Here is a 19,700-nt window from a genome sequence, read left to right on the forward strand (position 1 = left end):
CGGGACAGGCCGTCGTGCGCCGATCACGGCAGATCCACACTGGACACCGGGGTCCACCGAGGTGAGGATGATCAGCGTGGCCGAAGACGTGTCCAGGCTGGACACCAACGTTCCGGAAACCGCCCGGATCTGGAACTACCTGCTCGGCGGCACCGACAACTTCGCGGCCGACCGCGCCGTGGGCGACCAGATCATGTCCACACTCCCCCAGCTGGCCGACAACGCTCGGCTCTCCCGGGCCTACCTCACCCGCGCCGTCCGCTTCCTCGTGCTCGAGGCCGGCGTACGCCAATTTCTCGACATCGGCACCGGGCTGCCCACGGCCGACAACACCCACCAGGTGGCTCAGGCCGCCGCGCCCGACGCCCGCGTCGTTTATGTCGACAACGACCCGCTGGTGCTGGCCCACGCCCGCGAGCTGCTGACCAGCACGCCCGAGGGCGCGACCGACTATGTCCACGAGGACCTGCGCGACCCCGAGGCGATCCTGCGGGCCGCCGCCCGCACCCTCGACCTGCACCAGCCCGTCGCCCTGACGTTGATGGGGGTGCTCGGTCACATCGAGAGCGACGACACGGCCCGCTCGATCCTGGTCCGGCTGCTGCGCGACCTGCCGTCCGGCAGCTACCTGGCGATGTACGACGGCGCCGACACCGACCCGGCGACGCGCGAGGCCACCCGCATCTGGAACGTCTCGGCCAATCCGAAATATCATCTGCGGAGTCCGGAGCGGATCGTTCACCTGTTCGAAGGGCTCGAACTTGTCCATCCGGGGGTGGTCCCGGTCACCCGGTGGCGATCTGATGGTCCACAGATCTCCCAGTACTGCGCCGTCGGCCGCAAGCCGTAACCAACAGTGACAAGCGGGTCATCATGATCGGGCGAGGGGACAGCGGCGGTTCGACCGTCCGCCGATTGCAGCTGGGCGCACGCCTGCGCGAGCTGCGCCTCGCGGCCGGCGTGAGCCGGGAGGCGGCCGGCTACCGCATCCGCGCGTCCGAATCCAAGATCAGCCGCATGGAGCTGGGCCGGGTCGGCTTCAAGGCCCGCGACGTGACGGATCTGCTGGTCCTCTACGGCGTCGAAGACCCCGAGGAGCACGCCCGGCTGCTCGAACTGACCAAGGCGGCCAACTCACCGAGCTGGTGGCACACCTACGGCGATGTGCTCGAGAGCTGGTTCCACAGCTATCTCGATCTCGAGCAGGCGGCCGAGCTCATCCGTACGTACGAAATTCAGTTCGTTCCTGGCCTTCTGCAGACGGAGGCCTACGCGAGCGCGGTGATCCGCCTCGGGCACAACAACCCGAGCAAGCACGAGGTGGAACGGCTCGCGAAACTGCGGATGACCCGCAAAGAGACGCTGGCCGGGCCGGAATCGCCGACCTTCTGGGCGGTGCTCGACGAGGCCGTGCTGCGCCGGCTTATCGGCGGGCGCGAGGTGCTGCGCGAGCAGATCCTGGCCCTGCTCGAGGCTTGCGACAATCCCAACGTACGTCTTCAGGTGATCCCGTTCGACTCGGGCGGGCACGCGGCGGCGGGCGGGGCGTTCAGCATCCTGCGCTTCCCGCACGAAGAGCTCGACGACGTCGTCTACATCGAGCACCTGACGAGCGCCCTCTACCTGGACAAACGCGAGGACGTGGACGACTACGCGGCGGCGTTCGGCCGGCTCATCATCGAGGCCGCGCCACCGGCCCGCACGCCGGACATCCTGAAGGCCGTCCTGATCGACCTGGAACGCATGTAAGTCTCCACATTGGGTGGTTGTGCTCGGTGACGCCACCCGATAGAAACTTCCCCATGACGGACCAAGAGGCCCCCGCCGAACTGCAGCCGGACGTGCCCCACGCGGCGCGCATGTGGAACTACTGGATGGGCGGCAAGGACAACTTCGCCGCCGACCGCGGCGCCGGCGACGCCGTGGCCCAGGTCTATCCCGAGATCGTGGTCATGGCGCAGCAGTCGCGCAAGTTCCTGATCCGGGTCGTCCGCCACCTGGCCGCCGAGGCCGGCGTCCGTCAGTTCCTCGACATCGGCACCGGCCTGCCCACCATGCAGAACACGCACGAGGTGGCGCAGAGCATCAACCCCGAGTCCAAGATCGTGTACGTCGACAACGACCCGATGGTGCTGGCCTACGCCCGCGCGCTGCTGGTCGGCACGACGAGCGAGGGCGTGACGACGTACGTCCACGCCGACTACCACGAGCCCAAGAAGATCCTGGACGAGGCCTCGGCCGCGCTCGACTTCAGCCAGCCCGTGGTGGTCATGTTCATGGGCGTGATGGGCTACGAGCCCGACCTCGACGTCGTCCGCTCCATCGTCAACACCGTGATGGAGAAGGTGCCCTCGGGCAGCTACCTGGTCTTCTGGGACGGCACCGACACCTCCGAGGCGGTTGTCGAGGGCGCGGCCAAGCTGGCCGAGATGGGCGGCGTGCCGTACATCCTGCGCAGCCCCGAGCAGCTGGCCACGGTGTTCGAGGGCCTCGAGCTGGTCGAGCCCGGCCTCACCCAGATCAGCTCCTGGCGCCCCGACGGCGACGGCATCGAGCCGATCGAGGCCTACGGCGCGGTCGGCCGCAAGCCGTAACGCTCGCCGGCTTCAAGGGCCGCCCTCATCGGTTCCGGTGTGGGCGGCCTTCACTGTCAGGACCCCGAAGGCGTTCGCGGCCCAGTGGATGGCGAACGGGACCACCAGGCTGCCGCCGGCCTGACACAGCACGGCCAGCAGGGCGCCGGCCAGACCGGTGAAGACGACCGTTCCGGCCGCGACGACCGGGCGCTCGCGGTGGGGCTTGATGTGCCAGAGCCCGAAGAGCACGGCCGTCACAACGGTGGCCCAGGCGCCGCCGAAGTCGCGGGCGATCGACGCCCACAGAACCCCGCGGAAGGCCACCTCCTCAAAGGTGACGGTGGCCAGCGGGATGTCGCGCAGAGCCGAGCGCCACGGGTGGGGCGCCGGCGTAGCTTGCGCGAGCAGCCGGCGGATGGGCGGAATCGCCAGCGCCGCGGCACAGCAGGCGGCCAGCACGAGAACCCCGACCAGCGCGTACGCCGCGGATCTGCCCGTGGGCCGGCCGAGCTCGAGCCCAGCGGCCCACGCGACCAGCAGGAGCAGGCCGGCGGCGACCGGCCCGGTGATCGGCTGGGCCGCGCCCGGACCACGGTAGTTCCAGACGCGCACACAGATCATCAGCAGGATCACGAAGGCCGTCAGCACGGTTGCAAGATCTCCCCCATTACTGCCATCAGGACCGGTGGGACCGGGAGCAGGGTCGGCTTGTCCCCAAAGATGCACATCAAGCACCTGACCCATACCCCCCGACTCAGGAGTTCTCCCGTGCGTCTGCCCTCGCGTGTCCCCGCCGCCGCCGTCCTCCTCGGCGGCCTGCTGCTCACCTCCGCCTGCGCGACCGACGACTCCGCGGGAGCGGCCCCCGCGCCGGCCTCCTCCGCTCCCTCGCCTTCATCCCCACCGCCGTCCCCTTCGCCCACGGCGACCCGCACTTCCTCGTCCGGGGGCGGTGGCGTCTTCAGCGGAACTCGCCAGGTCAACCTGCTCCCCAAGAACAGCGAGGCGACCCTGGGCGTGGTCCAGGACGGCAAGATCGGCCTCTCGGAGAAGTTCGGCGACAACGAACTGTTCGTCCTGAAGCCCGTACGCCCCGGCGGCGACCAGTACTGGATCCAGACCGCCAAGCTGCGCGCCGGCGGCGAGCCGTACTGCCTGTCGGCCAAGCTCGGCCCCGGCGGCAAGCCGGCCGCGGTGAAGACCACAGCCTGCGACGCTGCAGCCTCCGACCAACTGTTCCGATTCCGCCAAACCGGCGAGTCGAACGGAAAGCCCACGTACACAATCCGCACCGGCCAGGACACCTACGTCATCCAGGACCCGACCGGCGAGATCGCCCACACCGGCACCGGAGTGGCCGCCGTGACAATCGGCGAGGGCACCCCGGACATCGACACCCCGTTCGTCATCGCCGACAAGGGCAAGGCCAGCATGCCCGCCCTCGACTGACCACTCCCCATCCGAGCTGTTCGCTAAGCAGCGCGCAAAAACGAGCAACCGCAACACACCCGCACGGCCGAACGTGCACACAGGCGACGGCCGAACTCGCGCAAACGAGCGCTGTCGCGCAATACACGACACCAAACGCGCAAACGAACACCTGTTGCCGCGAACGAGCGCGCCCGCGCCGTCGAATAACCAGGCGCGCGCGGCGCTGCCAACAGTCGACCGAACGCCGGACAAAGGAGAAGCCTGCGATGGCCATCGACGTCGTCTTCGAGACCCACGCGTTGAGCGAGGACAATGAGCGCGGGTTCGCCACGGGGTGGTTGCCCGGTCGCCTGAGTGAGCGTGGCCGGGCCAACGCCGCCGACATGGGGCGCCGGCGCCGTGACGACGGGATCGCGGCAGTCTTCAGCTCGGACCTGCGGCGGGCGGCCGAAACGGCGGAGATCGCCCTCGGCGACACCAGCATTCCCATCCTGTACGACTGGCGCCTGCGCGAGTGCGACTTCGGTGAGCACAACGGAGCGCCCTCAACCCAAGTAGGCCGCGACCGCCTCAACTACTGCGACACCCCGTACCCCGGCGGCGAGAGCCACACGCAAGCGATCGCCCGCGTGGCCTCCGTCTTCCCCGACCTGGCCACCCGCTGGGCCGGCCGCCGAATCATGCTGATCGGCCACATGGCCACCTACCGCGCCCTCGAACAGGCGACCACCGGCCGCACGGTTCACGACCTGGTCGCAGCCACCTTCGAGTGGCAACCCGAAGGCTGGGAGTACCACCTGTCGTGACCTACGGGCGAAGTCCGGGAGGACGCGCTTGCGGACCAGCGCGCCGGCCTGACCCTCGTCGGCTACCTCATCCGGGCAAGCACCCACCGGCCACAATCCGCGCGAGCGGCGCAGGACGAGGGTGGCGAAGCCGAGAACGCCACGGTAGCCGCGGTAGCCGCGCAGCCACTGGTCACGGTGGTCATGGGCCGGGCGGCCGGCGTTCTAGAGGGTCGAGCGGCGCAGGACAAGGGTGGCGAAGCCGAGGACGCCACGGTAGCCGCGCAGCCACTGGTCACGGTGGTCATGGACCAGGCGAGCCGCGTTCTAAAGGGTCGAGCGGCGCAACACGCGGGTCATGAAGCCGAGGACGCCAGGGGGTAGCCCCGCAGCCACTGGTCTGGGTGGTTGTGAGCCAGGCGAGCCTCGTTCTAGAGAGTCGAGCGGCGCAGCACGAGGGTCGCGAAGCCGAGGACGCCACGGTAGCCGCGCAGCCACTGGTCGCGGTGGTCGTGGGCCAGGCGGGCGGCGTCGGGGGCGTCGGGATGCCCGGGATTTTCGAGGGCCCACTCCAGCAGCGAACCGGTCCACGACCACTCGTAGTCGTCCCACTCGGCGGCGTCGCTCACGTGCGCGTAGACGGGGTGCCAGCCGGCGTCGGCGGCGGTGGTGATCAGCGTGGTGAGGTCGGTGAAGTCGGAGGGCTTGGCGTCCAGGGCGGCCAGCGCCTGCGGGGTCGGCGTCGTCTCCCAGAAGCCGTCGCCGATGATCAGCACGCCGTGCGGGTTCACGTGGCGGCCGGCCAGCTCCAAGGTCTCGGCGAAGCCGCCGAACGCGTGCGTGGAGCCGACGCACAGAACCAGGTCGTAATCGCCGTCGGGGACGTATGCCCGCGCGTCACGTTCGTGCAGGGTGAGGCGATCGGAGAGTTCGCGCATGTGTGCGGCCGCCTCCGCGCGTTCCAGGGCGTGTGCGCTCAGATCGACGCCGTCGGCGTGGCCGTCGGGATAGTGCGCCAGCGCCTGGAGTGCCCACGCGGCTTGTCCACAGCCCAGATCAAGGATGCGGGCGGCCGGTCCGCGGCCGGCTCGGCGCAGCAACTTGTTCACGTTGACGCCGGCGACCGGGGCGGCGATCGGGTGATGGGTGTGGGCTAGGGCGCTGGCACGTTGACGATCCACGTGGTCCAGTCAACACGACACTATATTTACGAACGGTCGGTCGTTTTGTATTGTCGTCGTCATGGGGACTGACGGCAGGCTGCTGCGGGGCGAGCGAACCCGCGCCGCGGTGCTCGACCGCGCCCTGCAGCTGGCCACCTCGGCCGGCCTCGACGGGCTCTCGCTCAGCCAGGTCGCCGATTCGCTGGGCGTCAGCAAGTCGGGCCTGTTCGCGCACTGGCGCTCGAAGGAAGAGCTGCAGCTGGCCGTCATCGCGCACGCCCGGGCGCAATGGACCGATCTGGTCATCACTCCTGCCCTGGAAGCCCCGCGCGGGGTGCGCCGGCTGTGGGCTGTGCACAACCGGCGGCTCGACTTCTACGAGGCCGAGATCCTGCCCGGCGGCTGCTTCTTCGCGAACGCGCATTTCGAGTTCAACGCCCGCCCGGGCCCGGTGCAGGACAGGCTGGCGGTCGAACTCAAGGACTGGATGGGCTTCCTGACCGGCCTGGCCGCCGACGCTGTTGCGCGCCAGGAAATAAGGGCCGGCACGGATCCGGCCGGTCTCGCCTACGAGGCCGAATCCCTCGGGGTGTGCGCGGTGATGCAGGCGCCGGTGCTGGGCGCCGATGTCACCTTCCGGCACGCCCGCCGCGCCCTGCTCGATCACCTGCGAGCAGTTGCCACTGACCCGACGATTCTTCCGGAGCCGACATGACAACCGCTGTCCACACCTACGGCGCCGTCGTCCCCCAGCCGGTGCATTTCGACGACCTCGACGCGATGGGCGTTCTCCACAACTCCCGGTACGCCGTTCTGGTGGAAAGGGCCATCGTCGTCTGGTGGGCCGAGCGTCGCGTGTCGTTCACCGGCGGCCGCCCGACCACGCCGGACGCGTTCAACGTGGTCCGCGAATACCAGATCACGTTCCATACACCGATCCGCGGCACGGGCGAGATCGACGTCCGCTTCTGGCTCGACCGCATGGGCACGACCAGCGCCGAGTACGGCTTCCAGGTCACGTCGGCCGACGCGCAAACCGTGTACGCCGAGGGCCGCCGCGTCAACATCCGCCTCGACCCCGCCACCATGCGCCCAGCCCCCTGGACCCCCGACGGCCGAGCCATAGCCGCCACCCTGCTGCGCCCCTGATCAACGGCCGGCAACCAGTGACCAGCGACCAGCGAACGGCCACCGACGACCAGCAGCCGGCGATCAGCCACCGGCAACCGGCAACCGGCAACCGACGGCTAGCGAACTGCCACCGGCGACCAGCAACCAGCGGTCAGCCAACGGCCAACAGAAGATCGCCCCGGCCGCGAAGCCGCGTGCACGAACGCGAGCCGGGCCCCGCGCAGCGAAACCCTCGAATCGGACGGTGAGGCCATGGACCCGGCTGCGCGGCTGGCAGGCCTGCTAGACGACTACTCCCTGGAGATGACCGGCAAGGACGTGGCCGAGCTCAGCGCCGCCCGCGAACTCCTCCCCGCCGGCGCCCGGGTGAACATCACGTTCCTGGGCGGTGAGGACGTCCGGCTGCGGCTGGCGGCGGCTGCGGCCGTCAAGGCGTACGGGCTGACGCCTGTCCCCCACATCTCGGCGCGCCGCCTGTCTTCGCGACGCGAGCTGGCCGATTTCCTCGAGGCCCTGCGGCTGGTCCGGGTCGCCGCCGACAACGTGTTCGTGGCCGGCGGCGACCCGGACCAGCCGCAGGGCCCGTTCGCGGACTCACGGTCGGTCATCGACTCCGGCTTGCTCGAGGACCACGGCGTACGGCGAGTGAGCATCGCCGGATATCCGGAGGGTCACCCCGGCATCCCCGGTGACGTGCTGTGGCCGACGCTGACCGGCAAGCTCGCCGCCCTCGACAGCCGCGGCCTGGCCGCCGAGGTCATCACCCAGTTCGGTTTCGACGCCGATCCGGTGCTCGACTGGATCGCCGCCGTCCGCGAGCGCGGCTTCGACGTCCCGATCCGCGTCGGCGTGCCCGGCCCGGCCGGCGTGCGACGGCTGCTCCGCTTCGCCACCCGGTTCGGCGTCGGCACGAGCGCCGGCCTGGCCCAGCGCTACGGCGCCGACCTGCTGGCCACCGCCGGCCCGGACGCCTTCCTGCGCGCCCTCGCCACCGACTACCACCCCGACCGGCACGGCCGGGTCAAGCTGCACTTCTACACGTTCGGCGGCCTGCGCGCGACGACGGAATGGATAAGGGACTTCCGGTCTGAAACGATGGAACTTGCGGTACAGTCCGGAAGTTGCGGAAGTCGAGCGGCAGGGGACATCGATGACGAGCGCCGAAGTGAGCACGCTCAGCGGAGCCACCACCGCGAGCCGGGGCATCCGGAACCCGGTGCTGACCGGCTTCCATCCTGACCCGTCGATCCTGCGGGTGGGCAGCGATTACTACATCGCGACCTCGACCTTCGAGTGGTACCCGGGCGTGCGGATCCACCACTCGGTCAACCTGGTCGACTGGACTCCGCTCGGCGGCGCGCTCAACGAGAAGCGCCTGCTCGACCTCACCGGCACCGGCGACTCGAACGGCGTCTGGGCGCCCAACCTCACGTACGCGCACGGCGAGTTCCACCTGCTCTACTCCGATGTCGCAACGTTCGCCGGCGGCTACTGGGATCCGCAGAACTTCCTGGTCACCGGGCCGACGCCGACCGGGCCGTGGTCGGATCCGGTCGTCCTGCACGGGCGCGGCTTCGACGCCTCGCTCTTCCACGACGACGACGGCGCCACGTGGATGCTGTCGATGGTGGCCGACTGGCGCCCGGGCCGGAACCGCTTCGGCGGCATCTCGATCCAGCAGTACGACCCCGAGGCCCGCCGCCTGGCCGGCCCGGAGCACATGATCTTCACGGGCACCGCCGCTGCGGTCACCGAGGCGCCCAACCTGTACCGCAAGGACGGCTGGTACTACCTGGTCACGGCCGAGGGCGGGACGAGCTGGGAGCACCAGGTCACCGTGGCCCGCTCGTCCCACGTACTCGGGCCCTATCTCGCCGATCCGGCCGGCCCGCTGCTCACCTCGGTCGGGCACCCCGAGCTCACGCTGCAGAAGGCCGGCCACGGCAGCCTCGTCGAGACCCCGAGCGGTCAGTGGTACCTGGCCCATCTGGTCGGCCGCCCGTACACGCCGCTGGGCCGCTGTGTCCTCGGCCGCGAATCCGCCATCCAAGAGGTCACCTGGACCGAGGACGGCTGGCCCCGCATCGCCGACGGCCGGCCCGCCGACACCGTGCCCGCCCCGGTCGGCGTGGAGGTGCCGGCCGAGGCTCCCGTTTCCTCCGAACAGCAGGAGGACGACGACTTCGACTCCCCCGTCCTCGGCGTGAACTGGTCGACGCTGCGCCGCCCGGCCACCCCCGACTGGGTCTCGCTCACCGAGCGCCCGTCCCACCTGCGCATCCACGGCGGCCGGTCGCCGATGGGCCGGCACCAGCCCAGCCTCGTCGCCCGCCGCGTGGTCGCCACCGGCAGCGAGTTCGAGGCCGACATGGAGTTCACCCCGCGCAACTATCGCCAGCTGGCCGGCATCACCGCCTACTACAACACCCGCAACTGGTACTTCCTGCACGTCACGGCCGACGACGACGGCACGCCGGTGCTCGACCTGCTCGCCTGCGACAGCGGCCGCGTCAGCATCGTCCCCGGCGTCCGCACCCCCGTCCCCGGCCCGGGGCCGGTTCGACTCGGCTTGCGCTTGGCGGGTCCGTCGCTTTCTTTCTCGTACGAGTTCCCGGGCTCGACTGATTCGTCGGGCGTTCACGATGCAGGTCCCACATTGGACGCCACCACGCTCTCCGACGAGTACGCCGCGAGTGTCGTCAACGGCGAGCCCTCCGCCTGGGGCTTCACCGGCGCCTTCGTCGGCCTGTGGGTCCAGGACCTGGGCCGAGAGGGGGCCTACGCCGACTTCGACCGAGCCTCTTACCGGGCCGTCGAATAGAACGCGCAGTCGAACAGAACCGCGCCGTCACGCCACGCCGAGCGGCACGGAACGGAAGCCGATCGACGCGTACAGGCGGCGGGCGGCCCCGTCGGACGTGCTGAGAACAACGAGGTCGGCGCCCTGACCGACGACGGCTTCGATGAGCGCGTGAGTGACCAGGCGGCCCAGGCCGCGGCGGCGGTGGCCGACCAGGCTGGTGATGCCGACCAGCTCGGACACGCCGGAGCTCACCGGCAGCGCCATGCCGGCGGCCGCCGGCTCGCCGTCGAGCCGGACCGTGACGGATCGGGCGCCGGCCAGTTGCGGGCGGAATGCGTTGGCCTGCTCGTCGGTGACCGCGGCCGCCGACGGGTCGAAGCCGCGCTCGTTGACGTCGAGGTTCTCGCGGATCAGGGCGACCGGCGCATTCTCGTCGAGCAGCACCACCTCGACGCCCGGTGGGCCGGCCGGCGGCCGCGGCCACGGTGGGCCGGTCAGGACGAACAGTTCGCCGTCGACATCGTTGCCACGCTCGCCGAGGTAGTCCAGGGCCCGCCGTCGAAGATGTTCCACATCGCCATCGTCGGCCGTGCGTCAACCGAAATCCGCGGGCGTCAGGTCGGGATGCGGAACAGACTCAGCTCCTGAGGCTCCGGCGAGCGGGGCGGCACGGTGACGCCGCGCACCACTCGCTCGTTCAGCCAGGCGATCCGCACCTGGCAGGTGCTGGCGGTGGCCACTTCCCGGTCGGCCAGGATCGCCCCGTCCTCGGTGCTGAGCACCGCGACCCGCACGCCGCCGGCCGCCTTCGTGTAGGTCACGGCCAGCCGGTTGGTGCTCGGGGACAGGCGCAGATCGGTCACCCGCGAGCACCCCAGCGACGTCAGCGGCAGGAAGCGAACACCTCCGGGCGGGTCGATGCCCAGCAGCAACGGGCGGCACGACCGGCTCTTGCCCGCGATGATCAAACGGTCGCCCACCACGTCGGCCGCGTCCAGGGCGGCTCCGGGATCGGCTTCGGAGACGTCTAGCATGGCCGACGAGATGACCAGGCGTTCCAGGCCGCCGGCCAGGTCGTGCGCGTACAGGCCGTGCGGCCGCCACAGGTACGCCGTCGCGGCGTCTGCCGCGGCCAGGGCGACCGGCTCGGCCATCTGCCGGATGTCACGCTGCTGGGTCTCCCCGCCGAGGGACTGGACGGTGAGCAGCATGGCCCCGCCGGATCGGGGTCCCAGGGAGACCAGCCGGCCGTCCGGCAAGCCGATCGAACGGTCGTAGCTGCCCCCGCCCACGACGGAATGCGTGATCAGGTGGTCGTCGGCCGACACCTCGCCGATCTGCAGGTTGCCGCCCAGCCGGACCGGGGTCGGCAAGTTCTGCGGCGCCTCGTACTCCCCCGCGACGCCGGACAGGATGAGCCGCTGGGCCGGCGCCGGAGGAGCGACCGCCGGCTCGTACGCGGCCTGACGCTGACGCACGACCAGACCGCCGCCGACAAGGCCGGCCAGCACGACGAAGGCACTCGCCACGGCCGTGACGCGACGCCGGGCGCGACGGCGGGCCCGACGGTAGACGCCCGGCAGCTCCCCGGCGTACCCCTTGGAGTCCTCGGCCGCGGCGCGGACGGCCAGTTCGATGTCGCGGGGAATCTGGTCCATGCTCACTCCTCGGAGCTCATCTGCGTACGGAGAACGGCCAGGCCGCGGGAGAGCCGGCTCTTGACCGTCCCCTCGGTCAGCCCGAGGGCCTCGGCCGTCTCGGCGGTGGACAGGTCGAGCAGGACGCGGCACGTGATGACGGCCCGCTGCGGAAGCGGCAGTTCGGCCAGCATGAACAGCGCGCCGGTGGGAGTGGTGTCCGAGACCGGATGGTCGGCGTCGACCGGGAGCGGGCTCTCGCGGCGCAGCTTGCGCCAGAACGACGTCGCCCAGTTGAGGCCGACGCGGAAGACCCAGCCGGCCGGGTTGTCGAGCGAGCCGACCACGGGCCATTTCGCGTACGCGCGGGCCATGGCCTCGTCGACCGCCTCGTGGGCCAGGTCGTCCCGCCGGAGCGTGACCGCCAGCGCGCGGTAGATCCGGTCGACGTGCGCGCGGTAGAACGCCTCGAACCCGTCCACCGCCGGATCGGACGAGGACACGGATCGCGGCGCTGCCGTGGGAACCACCATGTCCGATACACGCGGGCGCACCACGTGAGGTTCCCAGGCGTACGCAAAAAAGCTACGGTGTTGGCACCGCGAGCGCGCGAGGCCACCACCCCCGGCCCGAGCGCGATCCCGGTGAACGGCGTGAGTGGGCACGTCGACGTGAAGTCACGCCCCCACTCCAGAGGTAGGTCATGAAGAGGAAACTCACCGTCCTCGCCGCCGCTCTGCTCGCCGCCGCCGCGTCCGTGCTGTTCTTCACCGGTCCCGCGTACGCCGCGACGGGCCTGCACATCGTCGGGCGCAACATCGTCGAGGCCAACGGCCAGACGTTCGTCATGCGCGGCGTCAACCACCCGCACGCCTGGTACGCCAGCCGCACCGGCTCGTTCGCCGACATCAAGGCGGCCGGGGCCAACACCGTCCGCGTGGTGCTCAGCGGCGGCCGCTGGACCACCAACACGGCCGCCGACGTGTCGAACGTGATCACCTTGTGCAAGCAGAACAAGCTCATCTGCGTACTCGAAAATCACGACACGACCGGGTACGGCGAGGACAGCGCCGCGTACACCCTCGACCAGGCCGCCAACTACTGGATCGGCCTCAAGAGCGTGCTGGTCGGCCAGGAGGACTACGTTGTCATCAACATCGGCAACGAGCCGATCGGCAACACCAACCCCGGCCAGTGGACGGCCGCGACCACGGCCGCCATCCAGAAGATGCGCAGCAACGGCTTCGAGCACCTGCTGATGGTGGACGCGCCCAACTGGGGTCAGGACTGGACGTACGTCATGCGGGACAACGCGCAGACGATCCTGGACGCCGACACCCGCAAGAACACGGTGCTGTCCATTCACATGTACGCCGTGTTCAACCAGGCGAGCGCTATCACCAGCTACCTGGACACGTTTGAGCGCAACGGCTGGCCGCTGGTGATCGGCGAGTTCGGCTGGCAGTTCGCCTCGGGCGAGGTGGACGACACGACGATCCTGTCCGAGGCGGTCAAGCGCAACCTCGGCTATCTGGCCTGGTCGTGGTCGGGCAACACCGACCCGATCCTCGACATGACCACCAACTTCGACGCCGGCCAGCTCACCACCTGGGGCCAGCGGATCGTGAACGGCCCCAACGGCCTCAAGGCGACCGCCAAGCAGGCCACCATCTTCGGCACCGGGCCGACGACGCCGACCCCGACGCCGACGACCCCGACGCCCACGCCCACGCCGACCCAGACCACACCGCCTCCGCCGACCGGCGCCTGCACCGCCACCTACGCCGTCACCGGCCAGTGGGGCGGCGGCTTCCAGGCCGACGTCAAGGTGACCGCCGGCAGCAGCGCCATCAAGGGCTGGACGGTGACCTGGACCTACTCCAACGGCCAGACCGTCAGCCAGGCCTGGAACGCCACCGTGACCAGCAGCGGATCGGCCGTCACGGCCCGCAACGTCAGCTACAACGGCGCGCTGGCGGCGGGCGCGAGCACCCAGTTCGGCTTCCTCGGGTCATGGACCGGCAGCAACACCGCCCCGGCCGTGACCTGCGCCGCAGCCTAGAACCGGAACCTGGCGAGCCACGGGCTGTGGTTCCTAGAATGCAGCCCGTGGCCGTCATGTTCGACACCGAGGCCGTGCCGGTCCGCGACCGGCTCGCGGCGCTGCGCGCCGTGCTCGTCGACCAGACCGTCCCCTCCAGCGTCGAGTTCGAACCGGTGCCGCCGGCGTCGGTGCGGGCCCGGGTCGAGTCCTGGCGGCTCGGCGACGCCCAGGTCGTCAAGGCCCGCACCAGCCACGGGATGGACCTGGTGCGCACCCCACGCCAGGTTCGCCGGGCCTGCGTGCCGATGGTCTCGCTGGCCGTCGCGGTAACCCCGGCCCACGAGGAGCAGTTCGGGGTCCGGCGCATCGTGCCGAGGGGCGCGCTGGCCTGCATCGACCTGACCGAGCCGTACCAGTTCCGGCAGCCGGGCCGCCACATCGGCTACGCGCTGCAGATCCCGCTCGACCGGCTGGGCCTGCCGGGCGACGTCATCCGGCGGGCCGCGCCGCACCTGGCCCGCAGCCCGCTCTACGACCTGGCGAGCGCCCACCTCACCGCCGTCACCCGCGACCCCGGTCAGTTCGGCGCGGCCGAGGTGGCGGCCGGGGTCGGCCGCTCCAGCATCGAACTGGTGCGGGCGTTGCTGCTGTCGGCGGCCGGCGAGGAGGGTGAGCGCGGCACTCTGCTGACCCAGGTCCGGGCCTACATCGCCCATCACCTCGACGAGCCCGGGCTGGGCCCGATGTCGATCGCGGCCGCCCTCAACGTCTCGGTGCGCCATCTGTACGACGTCTGCTCGCGCGCCGAGTTCAGCATCGAGCAGTGGGTCATCGAGAAGCGGCTGGCGGCGGCCCGGGCCGACCTGACCGATCCCGCGTGCGCCGGTCTGTCGATCGCCGCGATCGCGCACCGCCGCGGTTTCCGCAGCGCGGCCCACTTCACCCGCCGGTTCAAGACGACGTACGGCGTGACGCCCTCGGAATGGCGGGCTTGACCCACACTGCGGTGCTCTTGCCCGAGACTGCTGACCCCGGCCGCGAACCGGCGTCCGAGCAGGAACGCGCGTCATCGTTGCGGTTGTGCAAGCAACCACGATGAACCGCATGGTCGGCCGGGACGACGAACTGCGCCTCCTGGACGCCCTGCTGAGCGCGTCCGAGGCCGGTCAGGGCACCGCCCTGCGGATCCACGGGGCCGCCGGGCTCGGCAAGTCGGCCCTGCTGCGGACGACGGCCGAGCGGGCCGCCGAACGCGGCTTCTTCGTGCTGTCCACGTCGGGCGTCGAAACCGAACGCTGGTTCCCGTTCGCGGCCCTGCACCTGCTGCTGCAACCGCTCGGACGGGAGGCGGCGAACCGGCCCGCCGAGGCCGACGCCGACGTCTACCGGATCGGGCTGGCCGTCCTCGAACTGCTGGCCGACGCGGCCGACCGGCAGCCGGTGCTGGTGCTGGCGGACGACCTGCAGTGGATCGACAAGCCGAGCCGGGACGTGCTCGGCTTCGTGGCCCGGCGCACGGTGAACCACCGCCTGCTGGTCGTCGGGGCCTCCCGCAGACCCGAATCCGACTGGCGCGGCCCGGATCTGATGCCCGACCTGCACCTCGAGCCGCTGGCCGGCGCGGCCGCCGAGCGGCTGCTCGACGCGGGCGCGCCCGACCTGCCCGCCACCACCCGTTCGCTGATTTTGGACCGGGCCGCCGGCAACCCGCTGGCCCTGGTCGAGCTGCCCAAGGCCGTCGGCGACGGGCCGGCCGAGCCCGACGGGCTGCCGCTGACCCGGCGGCTGGAGGTCGCCTTCGCCGCTCGCACCGACGCCGCCGACCCCGCCGGCCGGGCGTTGCTGCTGGCGCTGGCCGCCGAACCCGGAACACCGCTGGACCGCCTGCTCGAGGCGGCGGGCGGCATCACCGGCACGGCGGTGGGGCCGGACGCCATTCAGCCGGGCGTCGACGCGGGGCTGGTCACCCTGAGCGACACCCGGCTGGAGTTCCGTCACCCGCTGATGCGCTCGGCCATCTACAAGAGCGCGACCGTCCCCGAGCGGCTGGCCGCCCACCGGGCCCTGGCGCGGGTGCTGGCCGAATCACCCGAACGGCGGCTCGCGCACGAGGCCGCCGCGACGATCGGACCGGACGACGATCTGGCCGACCGGCTCGAGACATTCGCCGGAGCGGCGTTGACCCAGGGCCGGATGGCGGCCGCCCTGCCCGCCCTGCGCCGGGCAGCCGAACTGGCCGGGGACGGCCGCCGTCGCACCGGCCTGCTGATCCGCGCGGCCGAGGTGGCCAGCCTGCTGAGCGACCGCCGGCACGCCCGGGCGCTGCTCGACCGGGCCGACCTGAACGCGCTCGGGCCGGTCGACCGGGCCCGGCTGCTGATCGTCTCCGACAACGCCGGGCTCGAGGCCGACGACAAGCACCGGCGGATCCGCGAAATGGTCACGGCGGCCGGCGCGGCCATGGAGGCGGGGGCGCGCGACGTCGCCGAGAATCTGTTGTGGCGGGCCGGGACGCGCTGCTTCTTCCTCGACGGCGACGCGCTGACCCGGGCCGCGGTCACGGCCCAACTGGCCCGGTGGGACTCGGATCTGAGGCCGCCTCATCTGGTCACCGTCCGGGCGTACGCGGAACCGTACCGCTACGGCGTGGACGTGCTGCCCCGCTTCGACGCGGCCGAACCGGACCCGTCCGACGGGCGCGCGCTGCACTTCCTGGGCTCGGGCGCGATGGTGCTGGGCGAGTTCACCCGGGCCTCGCGCTATCTGGACCAGGCGGCGGCCATCTGGCGGGCCCAGGGTCAGCTCGGGCTGCTCTCGCGCACGCTGGCCGGCGCCTGGCCCCGGTTCTATCTGGGCGAGCTGGGCCGGGCCCGGGCCGAAGCCGACGAAGGTCTGCAGCTGGCCGACGAGACCGGCGAAACCGTTGTCTCGCACGGCCTGCGCGCGACGGCGGGGCTGATCGCGGCGGCCCGCGGCGACGCCGAGGACGCGATCCGGGTACTCCGCGAGCTGCGCACGAGCCGGCTGTTCGCCGCGATGCCGTTCGCGACCGTCATCGCGCAGCAGACCGACGGCCTGCTCGCGTTGTTCGAGGGCCGGGCCGACGAGGCGTACCGGCTGCTGGCCAAGGCGTTCGACCCGGCCGACGTGCACCACCACTCGGTGAGCGTGTGGATGCTGGCGCCCGACCTGGCCGACGCGGCGGTGGCGGCGGGCAAGGTGGACGAGGCCCGGTCGGTGCTGGCGGACCTGCCCGGCCTGACGGCGAAGCTGCCGACGGAAATGATGACGATGGCCCACTTCTATACCCGGGCCGTGCTCGCCCCGGATGAGGAGGCCGAGCAGGCGTACGCCGAAGCGCTGGACAGCTTGCCGCCCGCTCTGACGCTCGCGCGGGCCCGCCTGCGGCTGCACCACGGCCGATGGCTGCGCCGGCAACGCCGCTACCTGGACGCCCGCGACCCGCTACGGACGGCCCGCGACGAGTTCGACCGGATGGGCGCGCTGCCGTGGGCCGAGATGGCCCGCAGTCAGCTGCGCGCCACCGGCGAGGCCGCCGCCAACCGCGACCCCCACCTGAGCGAGCAGCTGTCGGCCCGCGAGATGCAGATCGCCGAGCTGGCGGCGCGCGGTCTGAGCAACCGCGAGATCGGCCAGCGCCTGTTCATCTCGCACCGCACGGTCAGCTCGTACCTCTACCGCATCTATCCCCGCCTCGGCATCACCGGCCGCGGCCAGCTGGCGGGCGCGCTGGCGGCAGCGTCGTAAAGTCGCGCGCATGCCTTTCGCCCCGAATCAGATGGTCGTGCGCCGCTACGTCCGGGCCGGGCGGACCACCTTCGCCAAGCCGATGCGGGTGGTGCGCGACGACGCGGACGGGTTGCTGCTGTGGATGCCGGTCGGCACCGAGGTGGCTCAGCTGACCGACCACGACGGCAGCACACTGCACGACCGCCCTCTGCATGAGATGAAAGAGCCTTCCCTCGTACGAAGGAAGTGGCGGCACTGGAGCATTCTGGTGCTCATGCCGCCCGGAGCCGCGTACTCGGTCTGGTGGTTCTTCTCGGCCGAAGGCGCCTTCGGCGGGTGGTACGTGAATCTGGAGACGCCGTTCACCCGGCGCCCCGAGGGTGTCGACACCACCGACCTCGTGCTGGACGTGGTGGTGAGCCCCGACCGCAGCTGGGAGTGGAAGGACGAGGACGAGTTCGCCGCGGCCGTCGGCGCCCCGGACTACTTCGACGCGGCCACGGCCGGCGCGATCCGGGCGGAGGGTGAGCGGCTCATCGAGCTCGCGAAGGCCGGCGCCTTCCCGTTCGACGGCGCCTACACCGACTTCCGCCCGGACCCGGCGGCCGCTCAGTTGATCGGCGAGATCATTCCGCCGTTGCAGTAGATGGTCTGGGCGGTGACCCAGCGCGTCTCCGGGGCGACCAGGAAACGCATGACCGGCACGATGTCGGTCGGGTCGCCCAGGTCGCCGCTGATGGTCATGCTCTTGAGCCAGGCGATGGTCTCGTCGGTCTCGACGTCGTAGAAGAAGTTCGTCTTCTGGGGGCCGGGAGCGATGCAGTTGACGGTCACGCCGCGCGGCCCGACCTCCTTGGCGAACGCCTTGGTGAAGTGCTCGACCGGGGCCTTGCTGCCCGCGTAGGCCGAGTAGGTCGCGGCCGTGACGGCCACCTGGGTGGTCACCAGGTTGACGATCCGCCCGTCGTCGGCCATCCGGCGGGCTGCCTCGGCCATCAGGAAGAACGGGATCTTCGCGTTGATGGCGAACGAGGCGTCGTACTCCTGCTCGCTGGTCTCGGCCAACGGTTTGCGGACGATGATCCCGGCCGTGTTGACCAGGATGTCCCACTGCCCGAAGCGGTCGATCGTGGCGTCGACCAGCGCGGCGATCTGCCCGGGGGCGGTGAGGTCGCCCTGATGCGCGATGGCCTCGACGCCCCGGTTCTTGAGGTCGCCGACGACGGCCTCGGCCTCGTCCGCCCGCGACGGGCTGTTGTAGTGCACGACGAGGTCAGCTCCGTCGTCGGCGAGGGCCTGGGCGAACAGCTTGCCGATGTTCGCGCTTCCTCCGGTGACGACGGCGGTCCTACCTGCGAGTTTTCCAGTCATGGGCTCGACGTTGCCCGCCGCCCGCCCCGCCCACGGACCCGATCTTGCGCTAGAGAAGCCCAAAGTTGCGGTAAAGAGCGGGACTCGTGCCGTGCTCGCGGCGGAAGGCGGCGGCGAAGCGACTCGGGCTCTGATAACCGCAGGCGTACGCGACCTGGCGGACGCCGAGTTCGGTGGTGCGCAGCAGGTCGGCCGCCCGGCGCATGCGCAGCATCGTGAGGTAGCGGTGCGGGGTCAGGCCGGTGGCGGCGCGGAAGGCGCGCACGAAATGGAACTTGCTCATCGCGGCCACCGCCGCCAGCGCGTCCAGGTCGACGTCGTCGCCCAGGTGGTCGTGCATGTGCTCGATGACGCGGCCGGTGTCGAGCGAGGCGACCACGGCCGGCCGGGCGACCGGGACCGAGCGGTGCACCAGATGCGCGACCAGGCCCTGCGCCACCGAGTCGGCGTAGAGGGTGGGCGCACTCTCGTGCAGAGCGCGGGCCAGGGCGCCGGCCGCAGCGGCCACGTAGTCGTCGTTGACGGTGAGCGCGTCGGGCAGGTCGGCCGGGGTCCGCCCGTACGCGGAAAGCGTCTCCCTCACCAGCCCGGCGCTCAGCCGCAGGTGCAGCGACTCCATCGGTTGCGGCCCGGCGGCCCGCCAGCGCAGACGCACGCCGCGGCCGGGTGCGGTGATGCCGACCGAGCCGGGGCGATAGGCAGCGCCCCGCCAGGAACCGCCGCCCCGGCTCTCGATACGGTAGCTGCCGCTGGTGACCAGGACGACGGTCAGGTCGGGCGTGGGCGCGCGGCGGAACTCGTCGGCGACGGCCGGGTCGCGCCAGGTGCTGGCGTGCACCTGACGCCATCCGAGGGTGTCGCTGGAGCGCAACAGGCGCGACGGGAGCTCACTCACCCGTCAAGCATGCCCGGCCGCCGCCGATCGGACTGCTTCACGCTGACCGCGGCCGACGCGACCCGGGCCGCCTCGGCCGCGGGCTCATGTTGACTGGATCAATATTGACGTCAA

General features: G+C 71.1%; 20 protein-coding genes. 13 read left to right on the forward strand and 7 right to left on the reverse strand.

The annotated features are described in order from the left end of the window. The first annotated feature begins 67 nt into the window (after window positions 1-67). Genes OWR29_RS14530 through OWR29_RS14540 form a run of 3 tightly spaced genes read left to right on the forward strand, consistent with a single transcriptional unit; the run spans window position 68 to window position 2,594 of the window. Window positions 68-850 carry an SAM-dependent methyltransferase gene (locus OWR29_RS14530; RefSeq protein ID WP_267563866.1) on the forward strand — a complete coding sequence of 261 codons (783 nt, stop codon included), beginning with the start codon at window positions 68-70 and terminating at the stop codon, window positions 848-850. Window positions 851-873: 23 nt separating this feature from the next. Further along, the gene (locus OWR29_RS14535; protein WP_267563323.1) at window positions 874-1,749 is read left to right on the forward strand and encodes a Sco1979 family transcriptional regulator; all 876 of its coding nucleotides are present in this window, start codon (window positions 874-876) and stop codon (window positions 1,747-1,749) included. Between the two features lie 53 nt (window positions 1,750-1,802). After that, window positions 1,803-2,594 carry an SAM-dependent methyltransferase gene (locus tag OWR29_RS14540; RefSeq protein WP_267563324.1) on the forward strand — a complete coding sequence of 264 codons (792 nt, stop codon included), beginning with the start codon at window positions 1,803-1,805 and terminating at the stop codon, window positions 2,592-2,594. A 12-nt stretch (window positions 2,595-2,606) separates the two neighbouring features. On the opposite strand, the gene OWR29_RS14545 is transcribed toward OWR29_RS14540, so the two are convergent. Next, window positions 2,607-3,224 (reverse strand): CPBP family intramembrane glutamic endopeptidase, encoded by a 618-nt coding sequence (locus OWR29_RS14545; protein ID WP_267563325.1) that lies wholly within the window; start codon window positions 3,222-3,224, stop codon window positions 2,607-2,609. 120 nt (window positions 3,225-3,344) lie between these two features. Here OWR29_RS14545 and OWR29_RS14550 point away from each other — a divergent pair, with 120 nt between their 5' ends. Continuing rightward, on the forward strand, window positions 3,345-4,025 hold the full coding sequence (locus tag OWR29_RS14550) for a hypothetical protein (protein ID WP_267563326.1): 681 nt from the start codon (window positions 3,345-3,347) through the stop codon (window positions 4,023-4,025). A 248-nt stretch (window positions 4,026-4,273) separates the two neighbouring features. Then, window positions 4,274-4,813 (forward strand): histidine phosphatase family protein, encoded by a 540-nt coding sequence (locus OWR29_RS14555; RefSeq protein WP_267563327.1) that lies wholly within the window; start codon window positions 4,274-4,276, stop codon window positions 4,811-4,813. A gap of 410 nt (window positions 4,814-5,223) precedes the next feature. Here the strand turns inward: OWR29_RS14555 and OWR29_RS14560 are convergent, their stop codons facing one another. Then, window positions 5,224-5,973, reverse strand: coding sequence for an SAM-dependent methyltransferase (locus tag OWR29_RS14560; protein ID WP_267563328.1), 750 nt, complete (start codon window positions 5,971-5,973; stop codon window positions 5,224-5,226). A 61-nt stretch (window positions 5,974-6,034) separates the two neighbouring features. On the opposite strand from OWR29_RS14560, the gene OWR29_RS14565 reads away from it, so the two are divergent. From OWR29_RS14565 to OWR29_RS14580, 4 genes are all read left to right on the forward strand, one after another. Beyond that, on the forward strand, window positions 6,035-6,670 hold the full coding sequence (locus OWR29_RS14565; RefSeq protein ID WP_267563329.1) for a TetR/AcrR family transcriptional regulator: 636 nt from the start codon (window positions 6,035-6,037) through the stop codon (window positions 6,668-6,670). Then, window positions 6,667-7,104, forward strand: a complete 438-nt coding sequence (locus OWR29_RS14570) for an acyl-CoA thioesterase (protein ID WP_267563330.1) — start codon at window positions 6,667-6,669, stop codon at window positions 7,102-7,104. Before OWR29_RS14565 ends, OWR29_RS14570 begins: the two co-directional genes overlap by 4 nt. A 234-nt stretch (window positions 7,105-7,338) precedes the next feature. Further along, window positions 7,339-8,325 (forward strand): methylenetetrahydrofolate reductase, encoded by a 987-nt coding sequence (locus OWR29_RS14575; RefSeq protein WP_267563331.1) that lies wholly within the window; start codon window positions 7,339-7,341, stop codon window positions 8,323-8,325. Beyond that, complete coding sequence (locus OWR29_RS14580; RefSeq protein WP_267563332.1) at window positions 8,237-9,907, forward strand: glycoside hydrolase family 43 protein; 1,671 nt, start codon at window positions 8,237-8,239, stop codon at window positions 9,905-9,907. Before OWR29_RS14575 ends, OWR29_RS14580 begins: the two co-directional genes overlap by 89 nt. Window positions 9,908-9,934: 27 nt before the next feature. On the opposite strand, the gene OWR29_RS14585 is transcribed toward OWR29_RS14580, so the two are convergent. From OWR29_RS14585 to OWR29_RS14595, 3 genes are read right to left on the reverse strand one after another with little or no spacing between them, the layout of a single operon-like run. After that, complete coding sequence (locus tag OWR29_RS14585) at window positions 9,935-10,462, reverse strand: GNAT family N-acetyltransferase (RefSeq protein WP_267563333.1); 528 nt, start codon at window positions 10,460-10,462, stop codon at window positions 9,935-9,937. A 41-nt stretch (window positions 10,463-10,503) separates the two neighbouring features. Continuing rightward, window positions 10,504-11,547, reverse strand: a complete 1,044-nt coding sequence (locus OWR29_RS14590) for a hypothetical protein (RefSeq protein WP_267563334.1) — start codon at window positions 11,545-11,547, stop codon at window positions 10,504-10,506. A 2-nt stretch (window positions 11,548-11,549) separates the two neighbouring features. Continuing rightward, on the reverse strand, window positions 11,550-12,008 hold the full coding sequence (locus OWR29_RS14595) for an RNA polymerase sigma factor (protein WP_267563335.1): 459 nt from the start codon (window positions 12,006-12,008) through the stop codon (window positions 11,550-11,552). 221 nt (window positions 12,009-12,229) lie between these two features. Here OWR29_RS14595 and OWR29_RS14600 point away from each other — a divergent pair, with 221 nt between their 5' ends. The 4 genes from OWR29_RS14600 (at window position 12,230) to OWR29_RS14615 (ending at window position 17,966) form a co-directional block, all read left to right on the forward strand. Then, on the forward strand, window positions 12,230-13,588 hold the full coding sequence (locus OWR29_RS14600; RefSeq protein WP_267563336.1) for a cellulase family glycosylhydrolase: 1,359 nt from the start codon (window positions 12,230-12,232) through the stop codon (window positions 13,586-13,588). Between the two features lie 56 nt (window positions 13,589-13,644). Beyond that, the gene (locus OWR29_RS14605) at window positions 13,645-14,565 is read left to right on the forward strand and encodes a helix-turn-helix domain-containing protein (protein ID WP_267563867.1); all 921 of its coding nucleotides are present in this window, start codon (window positions 13,645-13,647) and stop codon (window positions 14,563-14,565) included. A gap of 100 nt (window positions 14,566-14,665) precedes the next feature. Beyond that, window positions 14,666-17,338 carry an AAA family ATPase gene (locus tag OWR29_RS14610; protein ID WP_267563337.1) on the forward strand — a complete coding sequence of 891 codons (2,673 nt, stop codon included), beginning with the start codon at window positions 14,666-14,668 and terminating at the stop codon, window positions 17,336-17,338. Between the two features lie 10 nt (window positions 17,339-17,348). Then, on the forward strand, window positions 17,349-17,966 hold the full coding sequence (locus OWR29_RS14615) for a ribonuclease FAU-1 family protein (RefSeq protein ID WP_267563339.1): 618 nt from the start codon (window positions 17,349-17,351) through the stop codon (window positions 17,964-17,966). Here the strand turns inward: OWR29_RS14615 and OWR29_RS14620 are convergent. After that, a complete protein-coding gene (locus OWR29_RS14620; protein ID WP_267563340.1) occupies window positions 17,930-18,691 on the reverse strand; it encodes an SDR family oxidoreductase in 762 nt (253 codons plus the stop codon). The genes OWR29_RS14615 and OWR29_RS14620 overlap by 37 nt on opposite strands. A gap of 49 nt (window positions 18,692-18,740) precedes the next feature. Continuing rightward, window positions 18,741-19,586, reverse strand: coding sequence for a helix-turn-helix transcriptional regulator (locus OWR29_RS14625; protein WP_267563341.1), 846 nt, complete (start codon window positions 19,584-19,586; stop codon window positions 18,741-18,743). Window positions 19,587-19,700: the final 114 nt, after the last annotated feature.

Source organism: Paractinoplanes pyxinae, assembly GCF_026626335.1.
Lineage (GTDB): Bacteria > Actinomycetota > Actinomycetes > Mycobacteriales > Micromonosporaceae > Actinoplanes > Actinoplanes pyxinae.

Bases quoted from the DNA above. Each gene is read 5' to 3' on its own strand.
- OWR29_RS14565 (WP_267563329.1), top strand. From the start codon at position 6,035: ATGGGGACTGACGGCAGGCTGCTGCGGGGCGAGCGAACCCGCGCCGCG.
- OWR29_RS14540 (WP_267563324.1), top strand. From the start codon at position 1,803: ATGACGGACCAAGAGGCCCCCGCCGAACTGCAGCCGGACGTGCCCCAC.
- OWR29_RS14535 (WP_267563323.1), top strand. From the start codon at position 874: ATGATCGGGCGAGGGGACAGCGGCGGTTCGACCGTCCGCCGATTGCAG.
- OWR29_RS14610 (WP_267563337.1), top strand. From the start codon at position 14,666: ATGAACCGCATGGTCGGCCGGGACGACGAACTGCGCCTCCTGGACGCC.
- OWR29_RS14555 (WP_267563327.1), top strand. From the start codon at position 4,274: ATGGCCATCGACGTCGTCTTCGAGACCCACGCGTTGAGCGAGGACAAT.
- OWR29_RS14615 (WP_267563339.1), top strand. From the start codon at position 17,349: ATGCCTTTCGCCCCGAATCAGATGGTCGTGCGCCGCTACGTCCGGGCC.
- OWR29_RS14590 (WP_267563334.1), bottom strand. From the start codon at position 11,547: ATGGACCAGATTCCCCGCGACATCGAACTGGCCGTCCGCGCCGCGGCC.
- OWR29_RS14580 (WP_267563332.1), top strand. From the start codon at position 8,237: ATGACGAGCGCCGAAGTGAGCACGCTCAGCGGAGCCACCACCGCGAGC.
- OWR29_RS14530 (WP_267563866.1), top strand. From the start codon at position 68: ATGATCAGCGTGGCCGAAGACGTGTCCAGGCTGGACACCAACGTTCCG.
- OWR29_RS14575 (WP_267563331.1), top strand. From the start codon at position 7,339: ATGGACCCGGCTGCGCGGCTGGCAGGCCTGCTAGACGACTACTCCCTG.
- OWR29_RS14605 (WP_267563867.1), top strand. From the start codon at position 13,645: ATGTTCGACACCGAGGCCGTGCCGGTCCGCGACCGGCTCGCGGCGCTG.
- OWR29_RS14600 (WP_267563336.1), top strand. From the start codon at position 12,230: ATGAAGAGGAAACTCACCGTCCTCGCCGCCGCTCTGCTCGCCGCCGCC.
- OWR29_RS14620 (WP_267563340.1), bottom strand. From the start codon at position 18,691: ATGACTGGAAAACTCGCAGGTAGGACCGCCGTCGTCACCGGAGGAAGC.
- OWR29_RS14570 (WP_267563330.1), top strand. From the start codon at position 6,667: ATGACAACCGCTGTCCACACCTACGGCGCCGTCGTCCCCCAGCCGGTG.